24 protein-coding genes and 1 tRNA gene are annotated in these 23,639 nt (G+C 70.6%); 17 read left to right on the top strand and 8 right to left on the bottom strand.

Features of this window, described 5'->3' with window-relative positions:
- Positions 1-253: 253 nt before the first annotated feature.
- From ABT171_RS18845 to ABT171_RS18820, 6 genes are all read left to right on the top strand, one after another.
- Positions 254-691: a DUF3052 domain-containing protein gene (locus ABT171_RS18845; protein WP_351245079.1), complete on the top strand. Its 438-nt coding sequence runs from the start codon at positions 254-256 to the stop codon at positions 689-691.
- A gap of 134 nt (positions 692-825) precedes the next feature.
- Complete coding sequence (locus tag ABT171_RS18840; RefSeq protein WP_351245077.1) at positions 826-1,284, top strand: peroxiredoxin; 459 nt, start codon at positions 826-828, stop codon at positions 1,282-1,284.
- Positions 1,285-1,422: 138 nt separating this feature from the next.
- Positions 1,423-1,998: a calcium homeostasis/redox stress adaptation protein gene (locus ABT171_RS18835; RefSeq protein ID WP_351245076.1), complete on the top strand. Its 576-nt coding sequence runs from the start codon at positions 1,423-1,425 to the stop codon at positions 1,996-1,998.
- A gap of 92 nt (positions 1,999-2,090) precedes the next feature.
- Entirely contained in the window at positions 2,091-2,669 is a 579-nt protein-coding gene (locus ABT171_RS18830) for a TerD family protein (RefSeq protein ID WP_351245074.1), read from the top strand.
- Positions 2,670-2,809: 140 nt separating this feature from the next.
- On the top strand, positions 2,810-3,949 hold the full coding sequence (locus tag ABT171_RS18825; RefSeq protein ID WP_351245072.1) for a DUF475 domain-containing protein: 1,140 nt from the start codon (positions 2,810-2,812) through the stop codon (positions 3,947-3,949).
- Between the two features lie 89 nt (positions 3,950-4,038).
- Positions 4,039-4,776 (top strand): TerD family protein, encoded by a 738-nt coding sequence (locus ABT171_RS18820; protein ID WP_351245175.1) that lies wholly within the window; start codon positions 4,039-4,041, stop codon positions 4,774-4,776.
- 25 nt (positions 4,777-4,801) lie between these two features.
- On the opposite strand, the gene ABT171_RS18815 is transcribed toward ABT171_RS18820, so the two are convergent.
- Positions 4,802-5,518: a TerD family protein gene (locus ABT171_RS18815; protein WP_351245070.1), complete on the bottom strand. Its 717-nt coding sequence runs from the start codon at positions 5,516-5,518 to the stop codon at positions 4,802-4,804.
- Positions 5,519-5,705: 187 nt separating this feature from the next.
- Between ABT171_RS18815 and ABT171_RS18810 the strand changes: the two genes are divergently transcribed.
- The 3 genes from ABT171_RS18810 to ABT171_RS18800 are packed head-to-tail and all read left to right on the top strand — an operon-like array spanning position 5,706 to position 10,171.
- Positions 5,706-6,872 (top strand): HpcH/HpaI aldolase/citrate lyase family protein, encoded by a 1,167-nt coding sequence (locus ABT171_RS18810; protein WP_351245068.1) that lies wholly within the window; start codon positions 5,706-5,708, stop codon positions 6,870-6,872.
- 36 nt (positions 6,873-6,908) lie between these two features.
- Positions 6,909-9,344: a phosphoribosyltransferase gene (locus ABT171_RS18805; RefSeq protein WP_351245066.1), complete on the top strand. Its 2,436-nt coding sequence runs from the start codon at positions 6,909-6,911 to the stop codon at positions 9,342-9,344.
- Entirely contained in the window at positions 9,344-10,171 is an 828-nt protein-coding gene (locus tag ABT171_RS18800) for an HAD family hydrolase (RefSeq protein ID WP_351245064.1), read from the top strand. The genes ABT171_RS18805 and ABT171_RS18800 overlap by 1 nt, the downstream gene beginning before the upstream one ends.
- On the opposite strand, the gene ABT171_RS18795 is transcribed toward ABT171_RS18800, so the two are convergent.
- The gene (locus tag ABT171_RS18795) at positions 10,168-10,374 is read right to left on the bottom strand and encodes an FmdB family zinc ribbon protein (RefSeq protein WP_351245062.1); all 207 of its coding nucleotides are present in this window, start codon (positions 10,372-10,374) and stop codon (positions 10,168-10,170) included. The genes ABT171_RS18800 and ABT171_RS18795 overlap by 4 nt on opposite strands.
- Positions 10,375-10,628: 254 nt before the next feature.
- Between ABT171_RS18795 and ABT171_RS18790 the strand changes: the two genes are divergently transcribed.
- The 3 genes from ABT171_RS18790 (at position 10,629) to ABT171_RS18780 (ending at position 15,417) form a co-directional block, all read left to right on the top strand.
- Complete coding sequence (locus ABT171_RS18790) at positions 10,629-12,779, top strand: transglycosylase domain-containing protein (protein WP_351245173.1); 2,151 nt, start codon at positions 10,629-10,631, stop codon at positions 12,777-12,779.
- A 51-nt stretch (positions 12,780-12,830) separates the two neighbouring features.
- The gene (locus ABT171_RS18785; protein WP_351245060.1) at positions 12,831-14,126 is read left to right on the top strand and encodes a polysaccharide deacetylase family protein; all 1,296 of its coding nucleotides are present in this window, start codon (positions 12,831-12,833) and stop codon (positions 14,124-14,126) included.
- A gap of 187 nt (positions 14,127-14,313) precedes the next feature.
- Positions 14,314-15,417 carry an amidase domain-containing protein gene (locus ABT171_RS18780; protein WP_351245058.1) on the top strand — a complete coding sequence of 368 codons (1,104 nt, stop codon included), beginning with the start codon at positions 14,314-14,316 and terminating at the stop codon, positions 15,415-15,417.
- Positions 15,418-15,442: 25 nt separating this feature from the next.
- On the opposite strand, the gene ABT171_RS18775 is transcribed toward ABT171_RS18780, so the two are convergent.
- The 3 genes from ABT171_RS18775 to ABT171_RS18765 form a co-directional block, all read right to left on the bottom strand.
- Entirely contained in the window at positions 15,443-16,036 is a 594-nt protein-coding gene (locus ABT171_RS18775; protein WP_351245056.1) for a DUF4383 domain-containing protein, read from the bottom strand.
- Between the two features lie 107 nt (positions 16,037-16,143).
- On the bottom strand, positions 16,144-17,529 hold the full coding sequence (locus ABT171_RS18770) for a coiled-coil domain-containing protein (protein WP_351245054.1): 1,386 nt from the start codon (positions 17,527-17,529) through the stop codon (positions 16,144-16,146).
- A 74-nt stretch (positions 17,530-17,603) separates the two neighbouring features.
- A complete protein-coding gene (locus ABT171_RS18765) occupies positions 17,604-18,386 on the bottom strand; it encodes a DUF4097 family beta strand repeat-containing protein (protein ID WP_351245052.1) in 783 nt (260 codons plus the stop codon).
- A 192-nt stretch (positions 18,387-18,578) separates the two neighbouring features.
- Between ABT171_RS18765 and ABT171_RS18760 the strand changes: the two genes are divergently transcribed.
- Positions 18,579-18,650: transfer RNA gene (locus tag ABT171_RS18760), tRNA-Val, on the top strand.
- Positions 18,651-18,689: 39 nt separating this feature from the next.
- On the opposite strand, the gene ABT171_RS18755 is transcribed toward ABT171_RS18760, so the two are convergent.
- Positions 18,690-19,031 (bottom strand): DUF8825 domain-containing protein, encoded by a 342-nt coding sequence (locus ABT171_RS18755; RefSeq protein WP_351245050.1) that lies wholly within the window; start codon positions 19,029-19,031, stop codon positions 18,690-18,692.
- Between the two features lie 92 nt (positions 19,032-19,123).
- Positions 19,124-20,023, bottom strand: a complete 900-nt coding sequence (locus ABT171_RS18750; protein ID WP_351245048.1) for a ketopantoate reductase family protein — start codon at positions 20,021-20,023, stop codon at positions 19,124-19,126.
- A gap of 93 nt (positions 20,024-20,116) precedes the next feature.
- On the opposite strand from ABT171_RS18750, the gene ABT171_RS18745 reads away from it, so the two are divergent.
- The 3 genes from ABT171_RS18745 to ABT171_RS18735 all read left to right on the top strand — a co-directional run bounded on the left by ABT171_RS18745 (position 20,117) and on the right by ABT171_RS18735 (position 21,906).
- Positions 20,117-20,344 carry a DUF2277 domain-containing protein gene (locus tag ABT171_RS18745; protein WP_351245046.1) on the top strand — a complete coding sequence of 76 codons (228 nt, stop codon included), beginning with the start codon at positions 20,117-20,119 and terminating at the stop codon, positions 20,342-20,344.
- Between the two features lie 318 nt (positions 20,345-20,662).
- Positions 20,663-21,118, top strand: coding sequence for a DoxX family protein (locus ABT171_RS18740; RefSeq protein WP_351245044.1), 456 nt, complete (start codon positions 20,663-20,665; stop codon positions 21,116-21,118).
- A gap of 176 nt (positions 21,119-21,294) precedes the next feature.
- Complete coding sequence (locus ABT171_RS18735; RefSeq protein ID WP_351245042.1) at positions 21,295-21,906, top strand: DedA family protein; 612 nt, start codon at positions 21,295-21,297, stop codon at positions 21,904-21,906.
- 8 nt (positions 21,907-21,914) lie between these two features.
- Here the strand turns inward: ABT171_RS18735 and ABT171_RS18730 are convergent, their stop codons facing one another.
- Positions 21,915-22,559 carry an HNH endonuclease family protein gene (locus ABT171_RS18730; protein WP_351245040.1) on the bottom strand — a complete coding sequence of 215 codons (645 nt, stop codon included), beginning with the start codon at positions 22,557-22,559 and terminating at the stop codon, positions 21,915-21,917.
- Positions 22,560-22,955: 396 nt separating this feature from the next.
- On the opposite strand from ABT171_RS18730, the gene ABT171_RS18725 reads away from it, so the two are divergent.
- Positions 22,956-23,537: a TMEM165/GDT1 family protein gene (locus tag ABT171_RS18725; protein ID WP_351245038.1), complete on the top strand. Its 582-nt coding sequence runs from the start codon at positions 22,956-22,958 to the stop codon at positions 23,535-23,537.
- The last annotated feature ends 102 nt before the right edge of the window (positions 23,538-23,639 follow it).

The following is a 23,639-nucleotide window of genomic DNA, read 5'->3' as shown; positions in this document are numbered from 1 at the left end:
TGGAAGGCTGTTCGAGGGTCGTATCGCAGGATGATTCCGAATGGCGCAAACAGGGCACATCGGTGTGATGTGGGTCACTCTGGATCGGGATACGGTGCCGGGAGTTGCGGCGACACGGCCGGGATCGTCACCGTTTCGGCGGTCCGGACGGCCGGGTACTTGCGCGATCCGTCCCGCCCGTGTGGACTACGGCCAATGCTTCGCGCACGCGCGTGGCTGAGATACTCATCAAGACATGATCAGGAGGCAACCCGTGAGCGCGACCGCGGACCACGCGGAGGAGCGGACGAACCCTGCCGCCAGGCTGGGGTTCCAGCCCGGGCAGGTGGTCCAGGAGATCGGCTACGACGACGACGTCGACCAGGAGCTCCGCGAGGCCATTGAGGAAGCCGTCGAAGGCGACCTGATGGACGAGGAATACGACGACGTGGCCGACGCCGTTGTGCTGTGGTTCCGTGACGACGACGGTGACCTGACGGATGCGCTGGTGGATGCCACCACGTACATCGAAGAGGGCGGCGCGATCCTGCTCCTCACGCCGAAGACCGGCCGTTCGGGGTACGTGGAGCCGAGCGACATCCAGGACGCCGCCACGACGGCCGGCCTGACCGCGTCGAAGAGCGTCAGTGTGGGCAAGGACTGGAGCGGCAGCCGGCTGGCGACGCCGAAGGCGGCCAAGTCCAAGAAGTGACCTGAGGGTCGTCGACCGGACGGGCTGGTTTTCGCCCCAGCCCGTCCGGAAGGCCCCGGTGATCGCTGCGTAGGGTGGAGCCGAGCGTGTGCTCCGCGCTCACCCGGAACAGCCCACCGAAGGGATGCACGACGATGGCGATCCAGGTCGGCGACAAGGCGCCCGACTTCGAGCTCAAGGACAACCACGGCCGCACCGTGAAGCTCTCGGACTTCCGCGGCGAGAAGAACGTGGTCCTGCTCTTCTACCCCTTCGCCTTCACCGGTGTGTGCACCGGTGAGCTGTGCGAGCTGCGCGACAACCTGCCGAAGTTCTCGGACCGCGAGACGCAGGTGCTCGCCGTCTCCAACGACTCCATCCACACCCTGCGCGTCTTCGCCGAGCAGGAGGGCCTGGAGTACCCGCTGCTCAGCGACTTCTGGCCGCACGGCAACGTCTCGCGCACGTACGGCGTCTTCGACGAGGACAAGGGATGCGCCGTCCGCGGCACCTTCATCGTCGACAAGGAGGGCGTCGTGCGGTGGACCGTGGTCAACGGCCTGCCGGACGCGCGTGACCTGAACGCCTACGTGAAGGCGCTCGACACCCTGTAGGCCGACCGTGGCCGACACCGGTGATTCTCCGGGTCCACGGTCTGCGGGGGGCGGGAACCCGTCACTAGGATCGGTTCGTTGATCCCATATCCGAAGCACGACGGGGCTCCCCGCCCCTGGACACCACATGGAGGACCCGTGGGAGTCAGCCTCAGCAAGGGCGGCAACGTATCGCTGACGAAGGAGGCCCCGGGCCTGACCGCGGTCATCGTCGGGCTGGGCTGGGACGTGCGCACCACGACCGGCACCGACTTCGACCTCGACGCGAGCGCGCTGCTGCTGAACAGCTCCGGCAAGGTCGCGAGCGACCAGCACTTCGTCTTCTTCAACAACCTCAAGAGCCCCGACGGCTCGGTCGAGCACACCGGTGACAACATCACCGGTGAGGGCGAGGGCGACGACGAACAGATCAAGATCAACCTGGCCGCCGTCCCGGCCGACATCGAGAAGATCGTCTTCCCGGTGTCGATCTACGACGCCGAGAACCGCCAGCAGTCCTTCGGCCAGGTCCGCAACGCCTTCATCCGCGTCGTGAACCAGGCGGGCGAGCAGGAGATCGCCCGCTACGACCTGAGCGAGGACGCCTCCACCGAGACCGCCATGGTCTTCGGCGAGCTGTACCGGCACGGCGCGGAGTGGAAGTTCCGCGCCATCGGCCAGGGCTACGCCTCCGGTCTGCGCGGCATCGCCCAGGACTTCGGCGTCAACGTCTGACGCACAACGGCCCGGCACCGGCGCCGCACCGTCACGTGCGGCGCCGGACGCGCAGGAAACCAGGGAAGCACCACTAGGGGAGGACCAGCATCATGGGCGTCACGCTCGCCAAGGGAGGCAACGTCTCCCTCTCCAAGGCCGCACCGAACCTCACCAACGTCATGATCGGACTCGGCTGGGACGCGCGTTCCACCACCGGCGCCCCCTTCGACCTGGACGCCAGCGCGCTGCTGTGCGACGCCGGGAACCGCGTGCTGGGCGACGAGTGGTTCGTCTTCTACAACCAGCTCAAGAGCCCGGACGGCTCGGTCGAGCACACCGGTGACAACCTCACCGGTGAGGGCGAGGGCGACGACGAGTCGGTCCTGGTGGACCTCACCAAGGTTCCCGCGCACTGCGAGAAGATCGTCTTCCCGGTCTCCATCCATATGGCGGACGAGCGCGGCCAGACCTTCGGCCAGGTCTCCAACGCCTTCATCCGGGTCGTGAACCAGGCCGACGGCCAGGAGCTGGCGCGCTACGACCTCAGTGAGGACGCCTCCACCGAGACCGCCATGATCTTCGGCGAGCTGTACCGCTACCAGGGGGAGTGGAAGTTCCGCGCCGTGGGGCAGGGCTACGCCTCGGGCCTGCGCGGCATCGCCCTGGACTTCGGGGTGAACGTTTCGTAGCACGGCTTGCCCCGCACGGTACGGCCGGGAGGGCGCACCTCTACACTCGGGAGTCAACGTTTAGCAAAGCCGAGTACGGCGCGGGGGAGCCCCTCCCCCAGACTTCGTCTGGGGGACCCCCAGACACGATTGGGTAGCCAGTGCTTCTGAAAACCTTCGGCTGGTCGTTCGCGGTCACCGCGCTCGGCCTGGTCGCCGCGGTCTTCTACGGGGGGTGGGAGGCCTTCGGCGTCGTCGCGATCCTCGCCGTCCTTGAGATCTCGCTGTCGTTCGACAACGCGGTGGTCAACGCCGGCGTCCTGAAGAAGATGAACGCCTTCTGGCAGAAGATCTTCCTCACGGTCGGCGTCCTCATCGCGGTCTTCGGCATGCGGCTGGTCTTCCCGGTCGTCATCGTCGCGATCACCGCCAAGCTCAACCCGTACGACGCGGTCCACCTGGCCCTCGCCGACAAGGACCGCTACCAGCAGCTGGTCACCGACGCCCACCCGGCGATCGCCGCCTTCGGCGGCATGTTCCTGCTGATGATCTTCCTCGACTTCATCTTCGAGGACCGGGACATCCAGTGGCTGCGCTGGATCGAGCGGCCCCTGGCCAAGCTCGGCAAGGTCGACATGCTGGCGGTCTGCATCGCCCTGATCGCCCTGCTGGTCACCGCCTTCACCTTCGCCACCCAGGCCCACCAGCACGGCGGCGCCCACGTCGACAAGGCCCAGACGGTCCTGATCGCCGGGATCGCCGGCCTGATCACCTACATGATCGTCGGAGGCCTGTCCGGCTACTTCGAGGACCGGCTGGAGGAAGAGGAGGAGCGCGAGCACGAGGCGGAGGAAGAGGCCGCCCGCAGCGGCAAGCCGAAGTCGGCGGTGCTGCTGGCCGGCCAGGCCGCGTTCTTCATGTTCCTCTACCTGGAGGTCCTGGACGCGTCGTTCTCCTTCGACGGTGTGATCGGCGCCTTCGCCATCACCAACGACATCGTGGTGATGGCCCTCGGCCTCGGTATCGGCGCGATGTACGTCCGCTCCCTCACGGTCTACCTGGTCCGCCAGGGCACCCTCGACGACTACGTCTACCTGGAGCACGGCGCCCACTACGCCATCGGCGCCCTGGCCGTGATCCTCCTGGTCACCATCCAGTACGAGATCAACGAGGTCATCACCGGCCTCGTCGGTGTCGTCCTGATCGCCTGGTCCTTCTGGTCCTCCGTCCGCCGCAACCGCGCGCTGGCGGCCGAGGGCGAGGGCACCGGCGAGAAGGCCGAGGTCTCTTCCGGGGTGTGACACCCCGGCCGGTGAGGAACGCTCTGAGCGGGGCGGCCGACGCGGTCGGCCGCCCCGGCGGCGTTCACAAGAATGACCTGGGGGCGGGAATGGGTTTCTTCGACGGGCTACGGGGCGCCAGCGCCGCCGACTTCGACTCGGGCAGCGCCTCGTCCAACGCCATCGAACTCAACAGGCGGCACCAGGCGGTGTCCCTCACCAAGCAGGGCGCGGCCACCGGCCATCTGCGCGTCAACCTCACCTGGCGGATGCGCACCTCCGACTTCGACGGCAACCAGCGCACCAGCCTCTTCCGGCACCCCTTCAAGGCCCTCAGGCCCCCGGAGGTCCTCGGTCACGGCCAGAGCATGGTCAACGTCGACCTGGACCTCGGTTGCCTGTACGAACTGACCGACGGCACGAAGGGCGTCGTCCAGCCGCTGGGCGGCTACCTGGGCGACGTCAACGCGCCGCCGTACATCAAGCTCAGCGGAGACGACCGGTTCGGCTCGGCGTCCGGCGAGACGATGTACGTCAACCTCGACCACCGCGACGCCATCAAACGCCTGCTGGTCTTCGTCTACATCTACGACCAGACCCCGGCCTTCGACCGTACCCACGCCATCGTCACGCTGTACCCCAGCAACGGCCCCCGCATCGAGATAGGCCTCGACGAACGCCACCCCCAGGCCCGCTCCTGCGCGGTCGTCATGATCGAGAACGTGAAGGGCGAGCTGGTCGTCCGCCGCGAGGTGAAGTTCGTGTACGGCTTCCAGGGGGAACTGGACCGGCTCTACGGGTGGGGGCTGCAGTGGGGCAGGGGCTACAAGACGAAGGTCGACCGCTGAAGCACCCCCAGGCCGCCAGGCGCACTCACCGCCCGATGAACTGCGGCCCCTGCGGAGGCAGCCGGAAGTTCGGATCCACCGGCCCGGCCGCCACCGGCACCGGCTGAGGCTGCGGGTAGCCATACGCCGGCGGAGCCGACGTCGGCTGCGGATACCCGTACGCGGGCGGCTGCTGCGGAACCGCCGGCGGTGCCGGCTCGCCCTCGTCCACCGAGATACCGAAGTCCGTGGCCAGCCCCTTCAGCCCGTTCGAGTAGCCCTCGCCCAGCGCGCGGAACTTCCAGCCCTCCCCGCGCCGGTACAGCTCCCCGCAGATCAACGCCGTCTCCGCCCCCGTCTCCGGCTTGATCTCGAAGCGGGCCAGCGGCTCCGCGTCGGCGACCGCGGCGTCGTACAGCAGGATGCACAGCGCCGGCACCCGGTCGAAGGTGACCCCGTCCGCCGAAGCGACCAGCAGGATCCGGCCGACGTCCGGCTCGACGCCGGGCAGATCCGTCTGGATCGTGTCGGTCAGTCCCTCGGTGATGCGCTTCTTCCCCAGCCGCCACACCTTCCCGGAGGGGTGCCGGGGCTGGTTGTAGAAGACGAAGTCCTCGTCGGAACGCACCCGGCCGTCAGGACCCAGCAGCAGTGCCGAGACGTCCACGTCCGGGACACCCTGCCCGGGCGCCCAGCGCAGCACGGCGCGCACCGTGGCGGCTTCCAGCGGGACGTTCGACCCCTTCAGCATCGCGTGCGTCATGCGGTCATCCTGCCTTCTCGGTCCTGGCCACGACAATGCGGGGGGTGATCTCACAGAGCGCCGCCGACATGGGCGGGTTACCGGAAATTCATGCCCGCAGGGAACCCGGGACATGGATCCCTACGTACTATTACCGGCCACCCTTTACCGAACACTGAGACTCGGGCTCGCGCCCTGGGGGAGTCCTATGCGTCATTTCGGGCACATCGCCCCCGAGGTGCGGCAGCGCCTCTTCCACCGGGAGCCGTGCGCATTCAGCGCCGACTCGCCGGCCCGGCTGCTCGCCGCCGCCCTCGGCGCCACCCTGTACAGCCCGGCCACCCGGCCGCGGCTCGCCGACGACATCGTCAAGCAGGCCGGGAACGGCGTGGTCTCGATGGTGCTGTGCCTGGAGGACTCGATCGACGACGCGGACGTCGTGGCCGGCGAGGAGAACCTCGTCCGCCAGTTCGCCGACCTGGCCGCCCGGCCCGGAGTCGAGCCGCCGCTGCTCTTCATCCGGGTGCGCACCCCCGGCCAGATCCCCGATCTGGCCCGGCGCCTCGGCCCGTCCGTGCGGCTGCTGTCCGGATTCGTGCTGCCCAAGTTCACCGAGGAGCGCGGCATCCCCTTCCTGGAGGCCCTGACGGCCGCCGAGGCGGAGACCGGGCGCCGGCTGTTCGCCATGCCCGTCCTGGAGTCCCCGGAGCTGCTCTACCGCGAGTCCCGCGTGGACACCCTGGAGGGCATCTTCCGCGCCGTCGACAAGTTCCGCGACCGGGTGCTGGCGCTGCGCCTCGGCGTGACCGACTTCTGCTCCTCCTACGGCCTGCGCCGCGCCCCGGACATGACCGCCTACGACGTCCAGATCGTCGCCTCGGTGATCGCCGACGTCGTGAACATGCTGGCCCGCGCCGACGGCACCGGGTTCACCGTGACCGGGCCCGTGTGGGAGTACTTCCGGGTCTCCGAGCGCATGTTCAAGCCGCAGCTCAGGCAGAGCCCCTTCCTTGAGGTGCAGGCCGTCGAGCTGCGCGAGAAGCTCATCGAGCACGCCATGGACGGACTGCTGCGGGAGATCTCCCTCGACCACGCCAACGGCCTGCTCGGCAAGACCTGCATCCACCCCTCCCACGTGCTGCCCGTCCACGCGCTGTCCGTGGTCAGCCACGAGGAGTACAGCGACGCCCAGGACATCCTGCGGCCGGAACGCGGCGGCGGGGGTGTACTTCGCTCGGCCTACACGAACAAGATGAACGAGGTGAAGCCGCACCGCGCCTGGGCCGAGCGGACCCTGCTGCGGGCCGAGGCCTTCGGCGTGGCCCACGAGGACGTCGGCTTCGTGGAGCTGCTCGCCGCCGGGATACCCGGCTGAGCCGGGTCGATCTTGTCCATATCGTCCAAGGAATGCATGAACAACGCAGTGAACGACGGCATCTGGTCCGGCAGCTGGGTCGCCGAGCGGCTCGGGGTCGAACTCGTGGGGGACGACGGTCTGCGGGCCCTGCTGGGGCTCGCCCTGCGCCGCAATCCCAAGCGGGCCCACCTGCTGGTGTCCAACGTGCTCGGCAAGCACGTTCCGCAGTCGCCGGCGGTGGTGTACGAGTACGGCCACCGGCTGGGCCGACGGGTCGCCGCGCTGCTCGGCGCGGAGGGGGCCGCCGCTGTCGTCCTCGGCTACGCGGAGACCGCGACCGGGCTGGGCCACGCGGTCGCCGACGGCATCGGTACGGCGCCGTATCTGCACTCCACGCGTCGCCCGGTGCCCGGGGTCGCCCCGGCGGGCGGCTTCGAGGAGTCGCACTCGCACGCCACGTCGCACCTGCTGCTTCCCGAGGATCCGCGGCTGCTGTCCGGGCAGGGGCCGCTGGTCCTGGTCGACGATGAGTTCTCCACCGGCAACACGGTCCTCAACACCATCCGCGACCTGCACGAACGGTATCCGCGGGAGCGGTACGTCGTGGTTGCTCTGGTCGATATGCGTTCGGCTGAGGACGTCGAGCGGATGGAACGGTTCGCCACGGAGATCGACGCGCGGGTGGATCTGATCGCCGCCGCCTCCGGGGTCGTACGGCTGCCGTCGGATGTGCTGGAGAAGGGGCGGCGACTGGTGGGCCGCCATGAGACCGCGGAGTGCGGGGCCGTTGCGGCCGACCGCGCCCCCCACCGGCTGGACCTGCACTGGCCCGCCGGACTTCCCGACGGCGGGCGGCACGGTTTCACCCCCGCTCACCGCGCCCGTCTCGAAGCCGCGCTGCCCGCCATGGCCGGCCGCATACGCGACGCCCTGCCCCCCGAAGCCCGCCGGATCCTGGTCCTCGGCTGCGAGGAGCTGATGTACGCCCCCCTGCGCCTCGCCCGTGAGCTGGAGCAGGGCACGGACGCCGAGGTGCGGTTCTCCACCACCACCCGCTCGCCCGTCCTCGCCCTGGACGACCCCGGGTACGCGATCCGTACCCGGCTGGTCTTCCCCGCCCACGACGACCCGGCCGACGGTCCCGGCGAGCGGTACGCCTACAACGTCGCCGGCGGCGGCTTCGACGCCGTCGTCGCCGTGGTCGACTCCGTCGCCGACACCCCCGCCCTGCACGCCCCCGACGGCCTGCTGGCGCGGCTCGCGGCGCACGTCCCGCACGTCCTGCTCGCGGTCGTCCCCTCGTACGTCCCGCACGCTCCCGAAAGGCCGGCCATGCTGCCCGAGCCCCTCCGTGGCCCCGCATTCTCCTCGTACGCGCCGGAGGAGGTCGGCTGGCTGCTCCAGGACCTCTCCGACGTCACGCTGGAGGCGCCGACCGAGGAGCGCGAGGAGGCCATCCAGCGCGGCGGCGCGCACTACGCCGAGTCACTGCCCGTGGAGTACCAGCCCAGCGCGCAGTACCAGGAGCTGTTCCACACGGCCCTGGACGCCTCCGCCGCCCGGCTCGCCCAAGCGGTCGGCGTGGTGACCGAGGCCGTCATCGCCGAGCGGTCCCCCCGGCCGGTGCTGGTGTCCCTGGCCCGCGCGGGCACCCCGGTCGGCATCCTCATGCGCCGCTGGGCGCAGTTCCGGCACGGCCTCGACCTGCCGCACTACGCCGTGTCGATCGTGCGCGGCCGGGGCATCGACGCCAACGCGCTGCGCTGGCTGGCCGACCGTCACGACCCCCGTGACGTGGTGTTCGTCGACGGCTGGACCGGCAAGGGCGCCATCACCCGCGAACTCGCCCAGGCGATCGAGGAGTTCGAGGAGAAGGAGGGCGTCACCGGCTTCGACCCGGAGATCGCCGTACTCGCCGACCCCGGGTCCTGTGTGCGCACCTACGGCACCCGCGAGGACTTCCTCATCCCCTCCGCCTGCCTCAACTCCACCGTCTCCGGGCTGATATCGCGTACGGTCCTGCGCGCCGACCTGGTCGGCCCGCACGACTTCCACGGCGCGAAGTTCTACCGCGAACTCGCCGGCGCCGACGTCTCCGTCGCCTTCCTCGACGCCGTCTCCGCCCGCTTCCCCGACGTCGCCGACCCCGTCGACGCCGCGGTCAAGGAGCTGATGGCCGAGGACCGCACCCCGACCTGGGCCGGCTGGCGGGCCGTCGAGCGGATCAGCGAGGCGTACGGCATCCACGACGTGAACCTGGTCAAGCCCGGCGTCGGCGAGACCACCCGGGTGCTGCTGCGCCGGGTGCCGTGGAAGATCCTCGCGCGGGCCGGGGCGGGCGCCGACCTCGACCATGTCCGCCTGCTCGCCGAGCAGCGGGGCGTGCCCGTCGAGGAGGTCGGCGACCTGCCGTACACCTGCGTCGGCCTGATCCACCCCCAGTACACGCGCGGTGCCACGGGCGCCGACGGCAAGGCGGTGAACGCCTGATGCCGGTGATGGTGGCGAGCGACCTCGACCGTACGCTGATCTACTCCTCGGCGGCCCTCGCGCTGACCATGCCGGACCCGCGGGCGCCCCGGCTGCTGTGTGTGGAGGTCCACGAGAGCAGGCCGCTGTCGTACATGACCGAGACGGCGGCCCGGCTGCTGACCGACCTCGGCGACACGGCCGTCTTCGTGCCGACCACGACCCGGACCCGCAAGCAGTACCAGCGGATCAACCTGCCCGGCCCGCCCCCCGCCTACGCGATCTGCGCCAACGGCGGCCATCTGCTGGTCGACGGGGTGACGGACACCGACTGGCACGCGGGCGTGCAGGCCCGTCTCGCCGACGAGTGCGCGCCGCTGGACGAGGTGCGCGAGCACCTGCTGCGGACGGCCGACCCCGTCTGGGTGCGCAAGCACCGGGTCGCCGAGGACCTCTTCGCCTATCTCGTCGTCGAGCGCGAGCTGCTGCCCGAGGACTGGGTGAAGGAACTCGCGGTGTGGGCCGAGAACCGCGGCTGGACCGTCTCCCTCCAGGGCCGAAAGATCTACGCCGTCCCCCAGCCGCTCACCAAGAGCGCGGCCGTACGCGAGGTCGCCCGCCGCACCGGCGCGGACCTCACCCTGGCGGCAGGCGACTCCCTCCTGGACGCCGACCTGCTCCTCGCCGCCGACCGGGGCTGGCGCCCCGGCCACGGCGAGCTGGCCGACACGGGCTGGACAGCGCCGGGGATCAGCGCGCTGCCGGAGCGCGGGGTCCTGGCGGGGGAGCGGATCGTCCGGGAGTTCCTGAGAGCGGCACGACGGCCGGAGACGGACCCCAGGGGCTAACCGCAGCAGCCCCCACCGCAGCAGCCGCCCCCGCCCTGCGCGGGGGCCTGCGTGGCGGTGCCGCCCACCGCCACGGCGGACAACAGCTTCACCGTGTCGTCATGCCCGGCCGGGCACGGCGCAGGGGCGGAGGACTCCGCCATCGGACGGCTCAGTTCGAACGTGTCGCCGCAGGTCCGGCAACGGTACTCATAGCGAGGCATGGGCCCAGCGTAGCGGTGGCGCCCCGGGGCGCCGTTTCTCAATGTTGCATGAGTGTTGCGAGAAACCACGCCCCTTGAACGGGGGAATCGAAAACTTCGTTGATAACTTGTGGACGCCGTTGCGAGGGTGCTCAGCTCACCGCGCGAGCAAGAACGAGTGCGGAGGGGAGACGCAGGTGACCGATGCGTCGCAGGGGGACGGCGCTCCCAAGGGGGGAGCCGATGATGACAGGCCGCTCGACGCGGACGTGACCATGCATCTGAGGGTGGAGGCCCTCAGAGCGGACGAGACCGTGCAGCTGCGGGTGCCGGCGCCGCCGGAGCCGTCCGCCGCCGTCGGCCGGGCCGAGCGCCGGCGCAGTGCGCGCCCCTCCGCGCGGCAGCGCGCCGTGGCCGTCACCCGGCGCCTGCTCGGGCCGCTCGCCCCGTACGCCCGCAGGCTGGCCCCGTACGCCCGCAGGCTCGCGCCCTACGCGCGCCGTCTGAAGCCCGTCTACCCCCGCGCCGGCCGGACCGGCTGGCGCCGCTGGATACCGTCCTGGCGCCAGTGGCTCGGCGCCACGGTGTCCTCGTTCTGCCTGCTGAGCCTCTTCCTCGTCACCGCGTACGCGATGACCGACATACCGACCGACCTGAACACCTACGCGACGCAGCAGGACAACGTCTACTTCTGGTCGGACGGCACCCCGATGGCCCGCACGGGCTGGGTGCAGCGGCAGGCCATGCCGCTGAAGGACATACCCCAGGACGTCCGCTGGGCGGTGCTGGCGGCGGAGAACGAGAGCTTCTACACGGACCCGGGCATATCCGTCAAAGGCATCACGCGGGCCCTGTACCGCACGGTGGGCAAGGGGGACACCGAGGGCGGATCCACCATCACCCAGCAGTACGTCAAAAACGTCTACCTCTCCCAGAACCAGACCCTCAGCCGCAAGTTCACCGAGGCGATGATCGCCCTCAAGCTCGACAACAAGATGAGCAAGGACCAGATCCTGGAGGGCTACCTCAACACCAGCTGGTTCGGCCGCGGCAGCTACGGCATCCAGCGCGCCGCCCAGGCCTACTACGGCAAGGACGTCAGCAGGCTCAACGCCTCCGAGGCGGCCATGCTCGCCGGACTCCTCAAGGGCGCCGGCCTGTACGACCCCACGCTCGGCAAGGCCAACCACAAGCGGGCCGTGGAACGCTGGAAGTGGATCCTGGACCGCATGGTCAAGATCCACCGGCTGTCGCCGCAGGAACGCGCCACGTACAAGACCTTCCCCGAGCCGCTGAAGAGCAACCCGCTGTACAACACCGGTGCGCAGAGCGACTACCTGGTGGAGCTGGCGTCGCAGTACGCCAAGAAGGCCGGACATCTGACCGACCAGCAGTTCGACCTCGGCGGCTACCAGATCTACACGACCTTCGACCGCAAGCGGGAGCAGGCGCTCACCGACGCCGTCACCAAGGCCCGCAGGCAGGCGGCGAAGGACCACCCGGACACGGCGAAGACCGCGCACTACGGCGCCGCGTCGGTCGCCACCGACGGCCGGATCCTCGCCGTCTACGGCGGCCCCGACCACCGTACGCAGGGCTACAACGAGTCCAACGCCGCCACCGTCCCGGCCGGCACCTCGTTCCTGCCGTTCGTCTACGCCGCCGGGCTCGAACACGGCGTCCACAAGACGCGCAGCGGACCCGCCACCCCCGTCACCCCGGAGACCGTCTACAACGGCGACGACAACATCCCCGTCACCACCCCCGAGGGCCCCTACTGGGACCGCAGCGGCAAGAAGGTCGCCGCGCGCAACGACGGCGGGAAGTCCTACGGGCAGATCACCCTGCGCCAGGCGCTCGCCCGGTCGGTCAACACGCCCTTCATGCAGCTCGGCATGGACACCGGCCTGGAGACCGTGCGCCAGACCGCCGAGGCCTCCGGACTGCTGTCCGACAGCATGGGCCCCCAGGTGCCCGCCCTGTCGCTCGGCAACTCCACGCCCAGCGCCATCCGCATGGCCAGCGGATACGCCACCTTCGCGGCCGGCGGCACGCACACGGAGCCGTACTCGGTGCGCCGGATCACCCGCAACGGCGCCCCGGTCGCCCTCACCACCCCGCGCCCCCGGCGCGCGGTCGGCGCCCAGGTGGCCCAGGAGGTCGACGAGGCGCTCGCCGACTCCTTCCGCACCGCACACCCCGCCACGGCCGCCACCAGGCCGGGGACGGCCGGAAAGGCCGGTACCGACGACAAGGACACCGCCGCCTGGTACGCCGGCACGGCCGACTCCGTGTCGACAGCGGTCGTCGTCTACCGCATGGACCTGGCGAAGTCCCTGCAGCCGCTGCCCCTCAAGGGCCTGGCGGGCCCACCGGCGGACGGCGTCCCGTACGCCCTCTGGTCGGCCGCCATGGGTCTCGGCTGACTCCGGACCCCACAGACCTCCCACTCGCCCCTTTCGGAGATTGAGCCGCGCATGTCTCGCAAGAAGTCACCGACGGGCCGGCGTCGTGCCCCCGGCCGTCGCCTTGCCCCCGCCGCCACCCGTCCGCAGGTCCTGACGCTCGCCCTCCTCCTCGTCGTGGCCTCCCTGGTGGCCGGCTTCCTCGCGCTGACCCGGCCGGACCACACCGAGCCGACGGCCTCGGCCGGCAAGAAGGCCAGGGCGGCCGCCCCGAAGCCCAGCCCGAAGCCCACCTGGGACGGCAAAACCCACATCCTCGGTGACGGCTCGACCTCCTACACCGGCCCGCAGCAGGGGCAGTTGAAGCCGGTGCCGCTCAAGCCCGGTGAGAAGCCGCCCCAGTTCGTCGTCTTCTCCTGGGACGGCGCCCTGGAGGGCGACGACCATCTCTTCTCGCACTACCGGAAGATGGCCGAGCAGTACCACGCCCACATGACCTTCTTCCTCACCGGCATCTACCTGCTGCCCAAGAGCAAGAAGTCGCTCTACCACGGCCCGATGCACTCACCCGGCGACGCCGCCATCGACTACGCCACCGACGAGCACATCCGCACCACCCTGGAGCAGCTCCGCCTGGCCTACCAGCAGAGCAACGAGATAGGCACCCACTTCAACGGCCACTTCTGCGGCAAGAAGGGCGGCGGCGACTGGTCCGTCGCCCAGTGGAAGAGCGAGATCGACCAGTTCTACCAATTCGTGGAGAACTGGAAGACCAACACCGGTGACAAGGACATTCCCGCGCTGCCCTTCGACTTCAGGAAGGAGGTCGCCGGCGGTCGCGCACCCTGCCTGGAAGGCCAGCCCAACCTGCTGAAGGCCATCAAGGGCTACGGCTGGCGCTACGACGCCAGTTCCCCGGGCGACTTCCAGATATGGCCCACGAAGAAGAACGGCGTCTGGGACTTCCCGCTGCAGATGCTGCCGTACGAGAACGGCAAGTTCCAGGGCCTGTCGATGGACTTCAACTTCCTCTACAACCAGTCCAACGGCGAGACGAACGGCGACCCGGCCAAGTACGCACAGTGGCAGCAGATGACCGTCGATTCCTACCTGGCCGGCTTCAACCGCGTCTACTACGGCAGCCGCGCCCCGCTGTTCATCGGCAACCACTTCGAGAACTGGAACGGCGGCGTCTACATGAAAGCCATCGACCAGATCATCCCGAAGATATGCACCAAAAAGGGCGTCAAGTGCGTGTCCTTCAAGGAACTGGCCGACTGGCTCGACGTGCAGAAGCCGCAGACCCTGACCGCGCTGCGCAGTCTCGACCCGGCCCAGTCGCCGGACTGGTCGCAGGTCGTCAAGTGACCTGCGCCCGGCGCGGATTCCACTTGTGCAACTTCCTTCACATCCACCGCACCCGGCATGCAAAGATGCTCCATCCCGGTAGGTGTACCGGCGAAAAGGGGAAACACCATTGAAATCAAGAAGACTGAGCCGTAAGCGGCGCCGCGCGACCATAGTCACGGCTGCGGCTGCCTCCGTGGTCGCGGGCGTGGCCCTCGTGCCGAACTGGAGCGCGGGCGCGGCGGTCACCAACGACCCGACGGTGGACGCGGCCACCAAGGCGACCTTCCAGCGGCTCGCCGACGCGGTCTTCACCGACCGCACCCAGGCCCTGGTGGACGGGGCGGGCAGCGCCCGGACACGGCACGCGTCCGGCTTCTCCGGGTCCGTCCGCCTGTCCGGCGGGCAGTCCCACGAGCAGAGCTCCGCCCTGGGCGAGCTGCGCGCCCGCAGGACCCGCCTCGCCAAGCTGGGCGAGAAGTACAGCGACGGCAGCACCAAGGTCACGCTCGACGCGACCGAGGTCCACGGCCGGCGCGCCAAGGTCGCCGTCACCGAGACCACGACCCTGACCTACCAGAAGCGCACGGCCAAGGGCCCGAAGACCACGGGGTTCCAGGCCCATCACGAGCTGACCTTCAAGGCCGACGGCCACGGGGACTGGCAGCTGACCGGCATCCGCGACACGGACGACGGCTATCTCGCCGTGAACCAGGTCGCCAAGCCGGCCATCGCCAAGGCGAAGACCACCGCCGCCGACGACGGCCCCCCGGACGCGCCCCGCGCGGCCACCAGCTGGCCGGCTCCGTCCAACCCGAAGAACCTCACCGGCGGCGCCTACGACTACACGGCCATGGTGGCGTACGCGACGAAGTACTGGTCCCACTACAACCCGGCCTACCCGAACTACAACGGGGAGACCGACGGCGGTGACTGCACCAACTTCGTCAGCCAGTCCCTGAAGGCGGGCGGCTGGAAGCACGTCCCGGGCTACACGAACGACTTCCACAAGTGGTTCGGCAACGCCGACATCCAGTCGGACTCGTTCGTCGGCGTCAACGAGTTCTCGTGGTTCGCCCTGTCCTCCAAGCGCGTCACCCCGCTCGCCAACGTCTACCAGGCGAACCTCGGTGACGTGATCCAGATGGACTTCAACCGGGACGGATCCAAGGACCACTCGATGATCGTCACCTACCGCGACCGCTATGGCGTGCCGTACGTGACGTACCACTCCACCAACACCTACAACAGGTCGGTGGCCAGCCTGGTCGCGTCGTACCCGAACGCGTACTTCTACGCCTACCGCACCTGATCCGGTCCGGCCGGCGCGGGGCGGCTCAGTCCGTCCCGCGCTCGTCCTCCGCCCCGGGCAGCGGCATCGTCACCGGCGGGACCCCGGTCTCGTGCTCCCGGCCCGGGGGCTCGGTGCCGGGATCGGGATGCCGTGCCCGCCAGTACGGGTTGTCGTGCGGCAGGGTCGAGCCGACCCGGCCGTACATGCCGAAGGTCATCAGCAGCAGGCCCACGATGAAGCTGAAGAACACGTTCTGGATCCGGAACGCCAGGAAGTTGTAGTTGCTGTCCAGCAGGCCGAGGGTCAGGAAGCCCGCCAGCAGGAACAGCACCCCGAACACCATGTTCAGCGTGGACGCCACATTCCCGCCGATCACCATGCCCGCGAGCAGGATCGCCCCGACGGCGATCGACAGCACGCTCAGCGTGCCGTTGGTGTTCAGCCCGGCGACGGAGTTGCCCCCGGTGTCGAAGAAACCGATGTGGTTGATCAGTCCCAGGATGCCGAACGCGACGAGGAAGGCGCCGATCAGGCCCGCGCCGATCCGGTAGACCGTGTTCAGCTTGTGGTCGACGGGCAGGTGCTCGTCGAACCGGATCCGCCGTCGCGGCCTCGTGTGCACTGCGTGTGTGGCCATGTCCGCCTCCCTCGGGCGCTAGCGGAGGCCATCCGTCCACCCAATATCCGCCCGCCCCGCGGCACCCCGCAACCGACGGAGTCCGTTCCGCTTACGGCGAGCCCCGCTCAATGCCCGCGCTCTTCCCGGATCCGCGCCACCACCCGAGCGGCGGTCTGCCGGACGGCCTCCGTCTCGGTCAGGAAGTGCCAGTAGTCCGGGTGCCGTCCCTCCAGCGAACCGATCGCCCTTTCCAGCCGCTCCACCGCCTCGTCCAGCGGGCCCGCGTGCCGGGGATCCGGCGTCGTACGGCCCGTCATGGCCAGCCGCTGGGCGTCCCGGATCGCGAACCGGGTCCGCTCGATCTCCGCCTGCGGATCCTTCTGCGCCTCGTTCAGGCGCCGCAGCCGCTCACCCGCGGCCGACACGGCCTCGTCGGTGGCGTTCAGCAGGGCCCGTACCGTCGACAGCAGCGAGGTGGCGTCCGGCCAGTGCTGGGCGTCCCGCGCCTGCTGTGCCTCGCGGAGCTTCAGCTCGGCCTGCCGTACGTTCTGCGCGGCCTGTTCGGGCACCTGCTGCAGGTCCTGCCAGCAGGCGGCGGCGAACCGGCGCCGCAGCTCGCTCAGCACCGGGTCGACCTGCCCGGCCCGGGTGGTCAGCGCCTGGGCCCGGGTGCGCAGGCTGACCAGCCGGTGATCGATCTCGGCCGCCCGCTCCGGCAGCCGCTCGGCCTCGGCCCGGATCGCCCCGGCTTCCCGCTGCACCCGCTCGGCCCGCTCCAGGGTCTGCTGCACCCCGTGCTGCCCGGCGCCCTGGTTCAGCCTGGTCAGCTCGGGGGAGAGGGCGGCGAGCCGCCCGGCGAGGTCATCGGCCCGCAGCCCCTGCTCACGTACGGCGTCCAGGGCGTTGCTCGCGCCCAGCAGTGCCTGCCGGGCCCGCTCCACGGCGGGCGCCAGCCGGGCCAACTGGGTCTCGGCCGTGCCGAGCAGCGGCCCGAGCGAGGTGCCGAAACGGTCCAGCTCCTGTTTGACCCGGACCAGCTCGTCCTTGGCGGAGGTCAGCTCGGCACGCGCCCGGGAGGCCGCCGAGGCCTCCAGGTCGTCCCGGTCGAGATCATGGGCGTCGACGGCCTGGATGTACCGCCGGCTGACCTCGTCGATCCGCTGCCCGAGCGCCGCGAAGTCGGTGGCGGCACGCCGGGCGGCGGGGGAGTCGTCCACGGCCGTGATCGTCTCGATGGAGATCCTCAGATCCCGCTGGGCGGTGTCCAATTCGTAGAACGCGGACGCCGCGGCGTCCTTGGCGGCCTGCGCCTCGGCCCGCTGGCTCTCCGCCCGGCCGCCGAACCAGCGCCGGGTGCCGCCGCCGGCGAACGCGGCGGGCAGGGCGAGTACGGCCAGCACCGGCAGGCTCATCAGGGTGAGGGTGTCGCGCAGCGCCGTGGACCCGGGCCGGGCCCGAACGGCCGACGGCGGGTACGACCGCGTCGCTGGCGTGCCCGGTGTCGCCGTCACATCCCTCTCCCGTGCCGTGTCTCGCCGTGGGTGGTGTCATTCTCCCACCCGTTGCAGACGAAGACACCGGCCGGTCAGTTCGGGTTCCGCACCGTGACCTTCCCGTTCGAGGACTCGGCGGTCACCCGGTGCGGGCTCCGGTCGCGCTGCGACACCCCCACCGACACCGCCCCGTTGTCCGAGTCGGCCTTCACGTGGTACTCGGAGCGGGGCAGGGTCACCGTCACCTCTCCGTTGTCGCTGTGGGCGTTCACCACGTCGGGTACGGCAGCGAGTTCGAGGTCCACCGCGCCGTTGCTGTCCTCGGCCCGCACCCGGCGCGAGGTGACCTCCGCCCGGACCGTGCCGTTGTCGGACTCCAGGTCCAGCGGCCCCGACGAATCGGTGACGTGCACATCGCCGTTGCTCGTACGGATGCCGAGCGCGGCCGTGAACCCGCTCGCGCGCACGCTTCCGTTCCCGTCGACGACCTTGACGGCGATCCCGGACGGCACCTCGATGCGGTAGCGGGCCGAGCAGTCGGCGAACAGCCCGGAGCAGTGCTCCCGCAGCACCAGCCGGTCGCCGTCGAGCGACCAGCTGAGCTTCGGCCCGCTGCCGATGGCCACCGACCCGTCGAACCACCGGGTGACCTCGACCGCCTCGGCCTTGTCTCCCTGCTTGTTTCCTCGCGCGGTGACCAGTTCGATCGCCGCGTCGTCGGCGTCGACGGTGAGCGTGTGCCCGTGCAGCGCGAAGGACCGGTGGTCCGGGTGCTTGTCGTCGTCCGCGGAGGCACCACAGGCACTGAGCCCGGCGACGAGCACACCGGTGCCCAGGGCCAGGACGGCGGCACGGACAGAAATGGAACGGGTCATGACAGGTTCTCCCCCTGGACGGTCTGCCACGACAGTAGATGATCTAGGAGAGGGCCGTGATCCGGCCAGCTCCCCGGCCGGGGGTGGGGATAACCCCCGTGTCCCCCTGTGACCCGGCGCTACGGGTTTGCCGTGCACCCGTCCAGGCAAGGTAGGCTGTCGACTCGTCCTGGGTGCACAGCCCGGGTGTCCGGGTGCGTAGCTCAGGGGTAGAGCGCCTGCCTTACAAGCAGGATGTCGGCGGTTCGAAACCGTCCGCGCCCACCGGCGGCAAAGCCCCCGGCCGGCTGGCCGGGGGCTTTGTCATTCCTCCTCGCTCGGCTTCTCGTGGGCGTGCTTCAGCTGGGTGCGGGCCTCCACCCGGTCCGCCGCCGCGACCTCGGTCCAGAAGCGGTGTGTGCTGACGAACACCGCCAGTTCGTGCTCGCGGCGGCGCAGCTTCTCCACCTCGGCCTGCTCGTCCGCCGTCCAGCCGGGGGAGGCGGGCCGCTCCACCTTGCGCCAGCCGTTGTCGTCGCTGAAGCCGTCCATCGGCTCGACCGACCACGGCAGGCGCTTGAGCAGGGCCGACAGCTCGGCCCGGACCTGATGCAGCTCCTCCTGGCCGGCGAGGAGGTCACTGGGGAATTCATAGGTCGTAGCCACACGGCAATGCTACGCCTGTTCGATTTTGAGGGGCGAGTTCCTTCCTGAGGTTCAGGGGAGGTTCAGCCGAACGGGTGGCCGGCCGGCGGGTGTCAGTGGCCGGCCGCGCGCAGCTCGCTCACCAGGCGGGCCGCCACCGGAGCCGGTACGCCGTGCCGCTCGGCCGCGCGCAGCAGGGCCCCGCCGATGGCGTCGAGTTCGAGGGGGCGGCCCGCCTCGGCGTCGCGCTGCATGGACGACTTGGCGCCGGGCGGGAAGGCGTCGTACCGCGCCAGGGCCTGGGCCGGGTCGGCGGGGGCGCCGCAGGCGCGGCTGACCGCGGTGGTCTCCGCGACCAGGGACTCCAGTTCCGCACGGTGCCGGGTGCGGACCTCGCCGAGCGGGAGGCCGTACCGGGTGGTGAGCAGCGCGAAGGGGGCCAGGAACGCCATCTTGGCCCACAGGGCCGCCGTCTCGTCCCCGGCCACGCGCGCGGTCGTGCCGGCCGCGGCGAGGCCGGCGGCGAGCGCGTCGAGACGGGCGCGGGGCACGCCGTCCCCGGCGAGGTCGATCTCCGTGAACGGGCTGCCGTGTTCGATCACACCCGGGGCGACACGGGTGGACTCCACGCGGATCGCCGCCGGGGCGACCCGGTCGGGGCGGTAGCGGGCGCGCAGCCGCGCGGGGTGCTCCACGCCGTTCAGGAGCGGTACGACGAGGGCGTCGCCGAGGGCGGCGGGCGGCACCCGGGTGAGCGCGGCGTCGAGCACGGTGTGCTTGACGGCCACCAGGCAGGCGTCCACCGGTTCGCGCAGCTCGGTGTCCGCCTCGACGCGGGCCGTGAAGTCGCCGAACTGGGGGCTGCGGACGGCGATTCCGGTCCGGCGCAGGGTGTCGGCCGTACGGTCCTGGGCCAGGCAGATGACGCGGTGGCCGGAGCGGGAGAGCAGGGCGGCGAGGAGGCCGCCGGTGCCGCCGGGGCCGAGCACGGCCACGGTGTTCTTGGTCGCCATGAGGCTGTTCCTTTCGAGGGTCGGCCCCGGGTGTCGGTGGCCGCCTTGTGCGCGATCATCGCAGGGGCTCGCGGTCTGCGAAAGACTGGGGGCATGTGCCGGAGCATCAAGACACTGCGCCCGCCCATCCTGCCCGGCGAGGCCACGGACGAGGACATCCACGCAGCCGCGCTGCAGTACGTACGGAAGGTCTCGGGCTTCCGGGCTCCCGCCGCGCACAACCGCGAGGTCTTCGACCGCGCGGTGGCCGCGGTGGCCGAAGCGACGGCCGAGTTGCTCGGCGGCCTTGAGGTGCGCGGGCCGGTCAGGAGCGCGGGGTGACGCGGGCCCGTGTGAGGCCTGTCATAAGGGTGCGCCTTCGGGCCGGCCCGTCCCCCCGCGCCTGACTGTCTGTCAAGGCGCCCTCCAGCCGGGGGAGTCACCCTGTGTGTCGCCCGCGGAGGGTGTGCGGCGGTGACCCGGCGCGGGGTCCGGCCGGCGGTGGATCCGGTCCGAGCCGGCGCCGTTGGCCAAATGTTGAACTTGCAAGCATTGATTAGGTACCCCTAACCTGGGGCTCCATTCGGTACCGCCGCCCCACGACCGGCCACCCCCCACGTCCCCGGCCGGCCCGACCGACACCGAAGAGGAGAACCCCTCATGACCGCACGTCTCAACTCCGCTCAGCCCTACGTCCTCGGGCTCTTCCGCATCGTCATAGGCCTGCTCTTCGCCGTGCACGGCGCCGCCTCGCTCTTCGGCGTCCTCGGCGGCGCCGCGGGCACCCACGGCGGCACCATCCCGTCCGGCACCTGGCCCGGCTGGTACGCGGCCGTGATCCAGCTCGCCGCCGGCGCCCTGGTGTTCCTCGGCCTCGGTACCCGCGGCGCCGCGCTGATCGCCTCGGGCTCGATGGCGTTCGCCTACTTCGACATCCACCAGCGGGTCGCGCTGTGGCCCATCCAGAACGGCGGTGAGCTGGCGGCCCTGTTCTGCTGGGCCTTCCTCGTGCTGGTCTTCACCGGCTCCGGCGCCTTCGGCCTCGACCGGCTCGTCGGCCGCCGCACGGCCGAGGGCGGCAGGCCCACCGCCGAGCGGGCCCCGATGGCCGCCTGACCCGCGCGACGCCCTCGACCGCCACGAGGGCCGGCGCACGGCGCCCTTCCCCGTCACGAGGGGGAAGGGCGCCGCCTCATGTGCGGCGATGATCCCGCCTTGACCCCCCGAGCCCCTCCTGTCACACCTCCCGCGTACGCTGTATGGCTGTCAACGGGGGAGCAACGGGAGTAGTCGTGTTCGAGAGTGTGGGGGCGCTGGCCAGCGGACCATGGATCTATGCCGCGGTGGTCGTGTCCGTGCTGCTCGATGTGTTCCTGCCGGTGCTGCCGAGCGGTGTGCTCGTCATCACGGCGGGTACGGCAGCGGCGGCGGGCTCGGGCGCGGCGGCCGGCCGGGTCCCGCACGACGTGCCGGACCTGCTGGCCCTGATCCTCTCCGCGGCGACCGCCTCGGTCCTCGGCGATCTGGTGGCCTACCGGCTGGCCTGGCGGGGCGGTGAGCGGCTGGACCGGGCGATCGCCCGCTCCCGTCGGCTCACCACCGCGCAGGAACGTCTCGGCGACGCCCTGGCCCGCGGCGGCGGCGCGCTGGTCGTGCTCGCCCGCTTCGCCCCCGCCGGCCGCTCGGTCGTGTCCTTCTGCGCCGGCGCCGCCCACCGCCGCGCCCGCGACTTCGTCCCCTGGTCCGCCCTGGCCGGCCTCTCCTGGGCCGCGTACAGCGTCGCCCTCGGCTACTACGGCGCCCAGTGGCTCGGCGCGACCTGGCTCGCCACGGGTGTCTCGTGCGCGGCCCTGTTCGCCGCGGGCGCGGCGGCGGGGTACCTGATGCGCCGCCGCCCGGCCTGAGCGGGCGGTCAGCAGCTCGCCAGGTCCTTCGTCAGGGCCGTCTTCTCGGCGGAGTCGACCGAGAGGTCGTAGTAGTACTTCACCTGGACCCAGGCGCGCACGTAGGTGCAGACGTAGGCGGACCGGGACGGGACCCAGGTCGCGGGGTCCTGGTCGCCCTTGGCCTGGTTCACGTTGTCGGTGACGGCGAGGAGCTGGGGGCGGGTGACGTCGTTGGCGAAGGCCTGCCGCTGGGCGGTGGTCCACTTGCCCGCCCCGGAGTCCCAGGCCTCGGCGAGCGGGACGAGGTGGTCGATGTCGACGTCGGACGTGGAGCTCCAGGTCGCGCCGTCGTACGGGGAGTACCAGCTGCCGCTGGTGGCCCTGCAGGCGGAGTCGGTGACGACGTTCGTGCCGTCCCGCTTGAGGATCCACTCGCGGGTGTTGCAGGTGCCGGAGACGGTGATCCAGGTCGGGAACTTGTCGCGGCTGTAGCCGGTGCGGTTCTCGGTGGCGACCTTGAGCTGGGCGAGGTAGCCGCGGGCGGTCGCGGCGCTGACCGGCGTGGGCAGGGCGGCGGAGGCGCTGGGGGAGTCGAACAGGGCGGCGGAGGCCAGGAGGCCGGTGAGCGTGGCGAGTATGCTCAGCCGTCGACGCGCGTAGAACCTGGACATGCGTGAACTCCCTTGTGGGGTAGGGGCGTTGGATGCGGGCAGGGGAATGCTCGCGAGCCCGTGTGGCCGTGGGGTGAGCGCTCGGTAAGAAGCTAATGACGTGGACATGACACGGCAAGGCTCGCGCTGGCTTCGGGGTCGAACCTTCACATCCCTTACGATGGGGGGCGCAGAAGGGGAGTAGCTCTTCGCCGGACCGTCGACATACTGCTCAGCCAGCCTGAGCCGGCGCCCGGAGGCGGACTTCGAGTCGTTCGAGGACCGCCAGCGAGACCTTCGGCAAGCAGTGCACGTCCGTGTCCCCGCGACACGGACGCCGAGTGTGCTGCCGTGCCGAGGTGTCATCGCGTGACGTACCGCACTCTCGGTGGGGCAGCCCCGACCGATTGAGGAATCTTGATCAGTATCACCGTGACGGCGCTCGTCTTCGGCGTCATCTTCCTCGCCGAACTGCCGGACAAGACCGCGCTCGCCGGTCTCGTCCTCGGCACCCGCTACCGCGCGAGCCACGTCTTCGCGGGTGTCGCCGCCGCGTTCCTGCTGCATGTGGTGCTGGCCGTCGCGGCCGGCAGCGTGCTGACCCTGCTGCCCCAGCGGCTCGTGCACGCCCTCACCGGCGTCCTCTTCCTCGGTGGTGCCGCGATGCTGCTGCTGAAGAAGGACGAGGGCGAGGAGGAGATCAAGAAGCCCGCCGACCAGTCCTTCTGGAAGGTCGCGGGGACGGGCTTCATGCTCATCCTGGTCGCCGAGTTCGGCGATCTCACCCAGATCATGACCGCCAACCTCGCCGCCCGCTACGACGACCCGGTCTCCGTCGGACTCGGCGCGGTGCTCGGCCTGTGGGCCGTCGCCGGACTCGGCATCGTCGGTGGAAAGGCCCTGATGAAGAAGGTGCCGCTGCGGCTGATCACGCAGATCGCGGCGCTGCTGATGCTCGCGCTCGGCGCGTGGAGCCTGTACGAGGCGGTGGCGGGCTGAGCCCGTCCGGCGAGCCGGACCGAGGTGGTGGACCCTTGGCCCCAGGTTTTGTATCGTTGAGGAACAAAGTGGCTCCCGCCCGTTTACCCTGACCGGCGGGCG

Source organism: Streptomyces sp. NPDC001851 (genome assembly GCF_040297165.1).
Lineage (GTDB): Bacteria > Actinomycetota > Actinomycetes > Streptomycetales > Streptomycetaceae > Streptomyces.
This window is presented reverse-complemented; position numbering and strand designations above follow the sequence as displayed.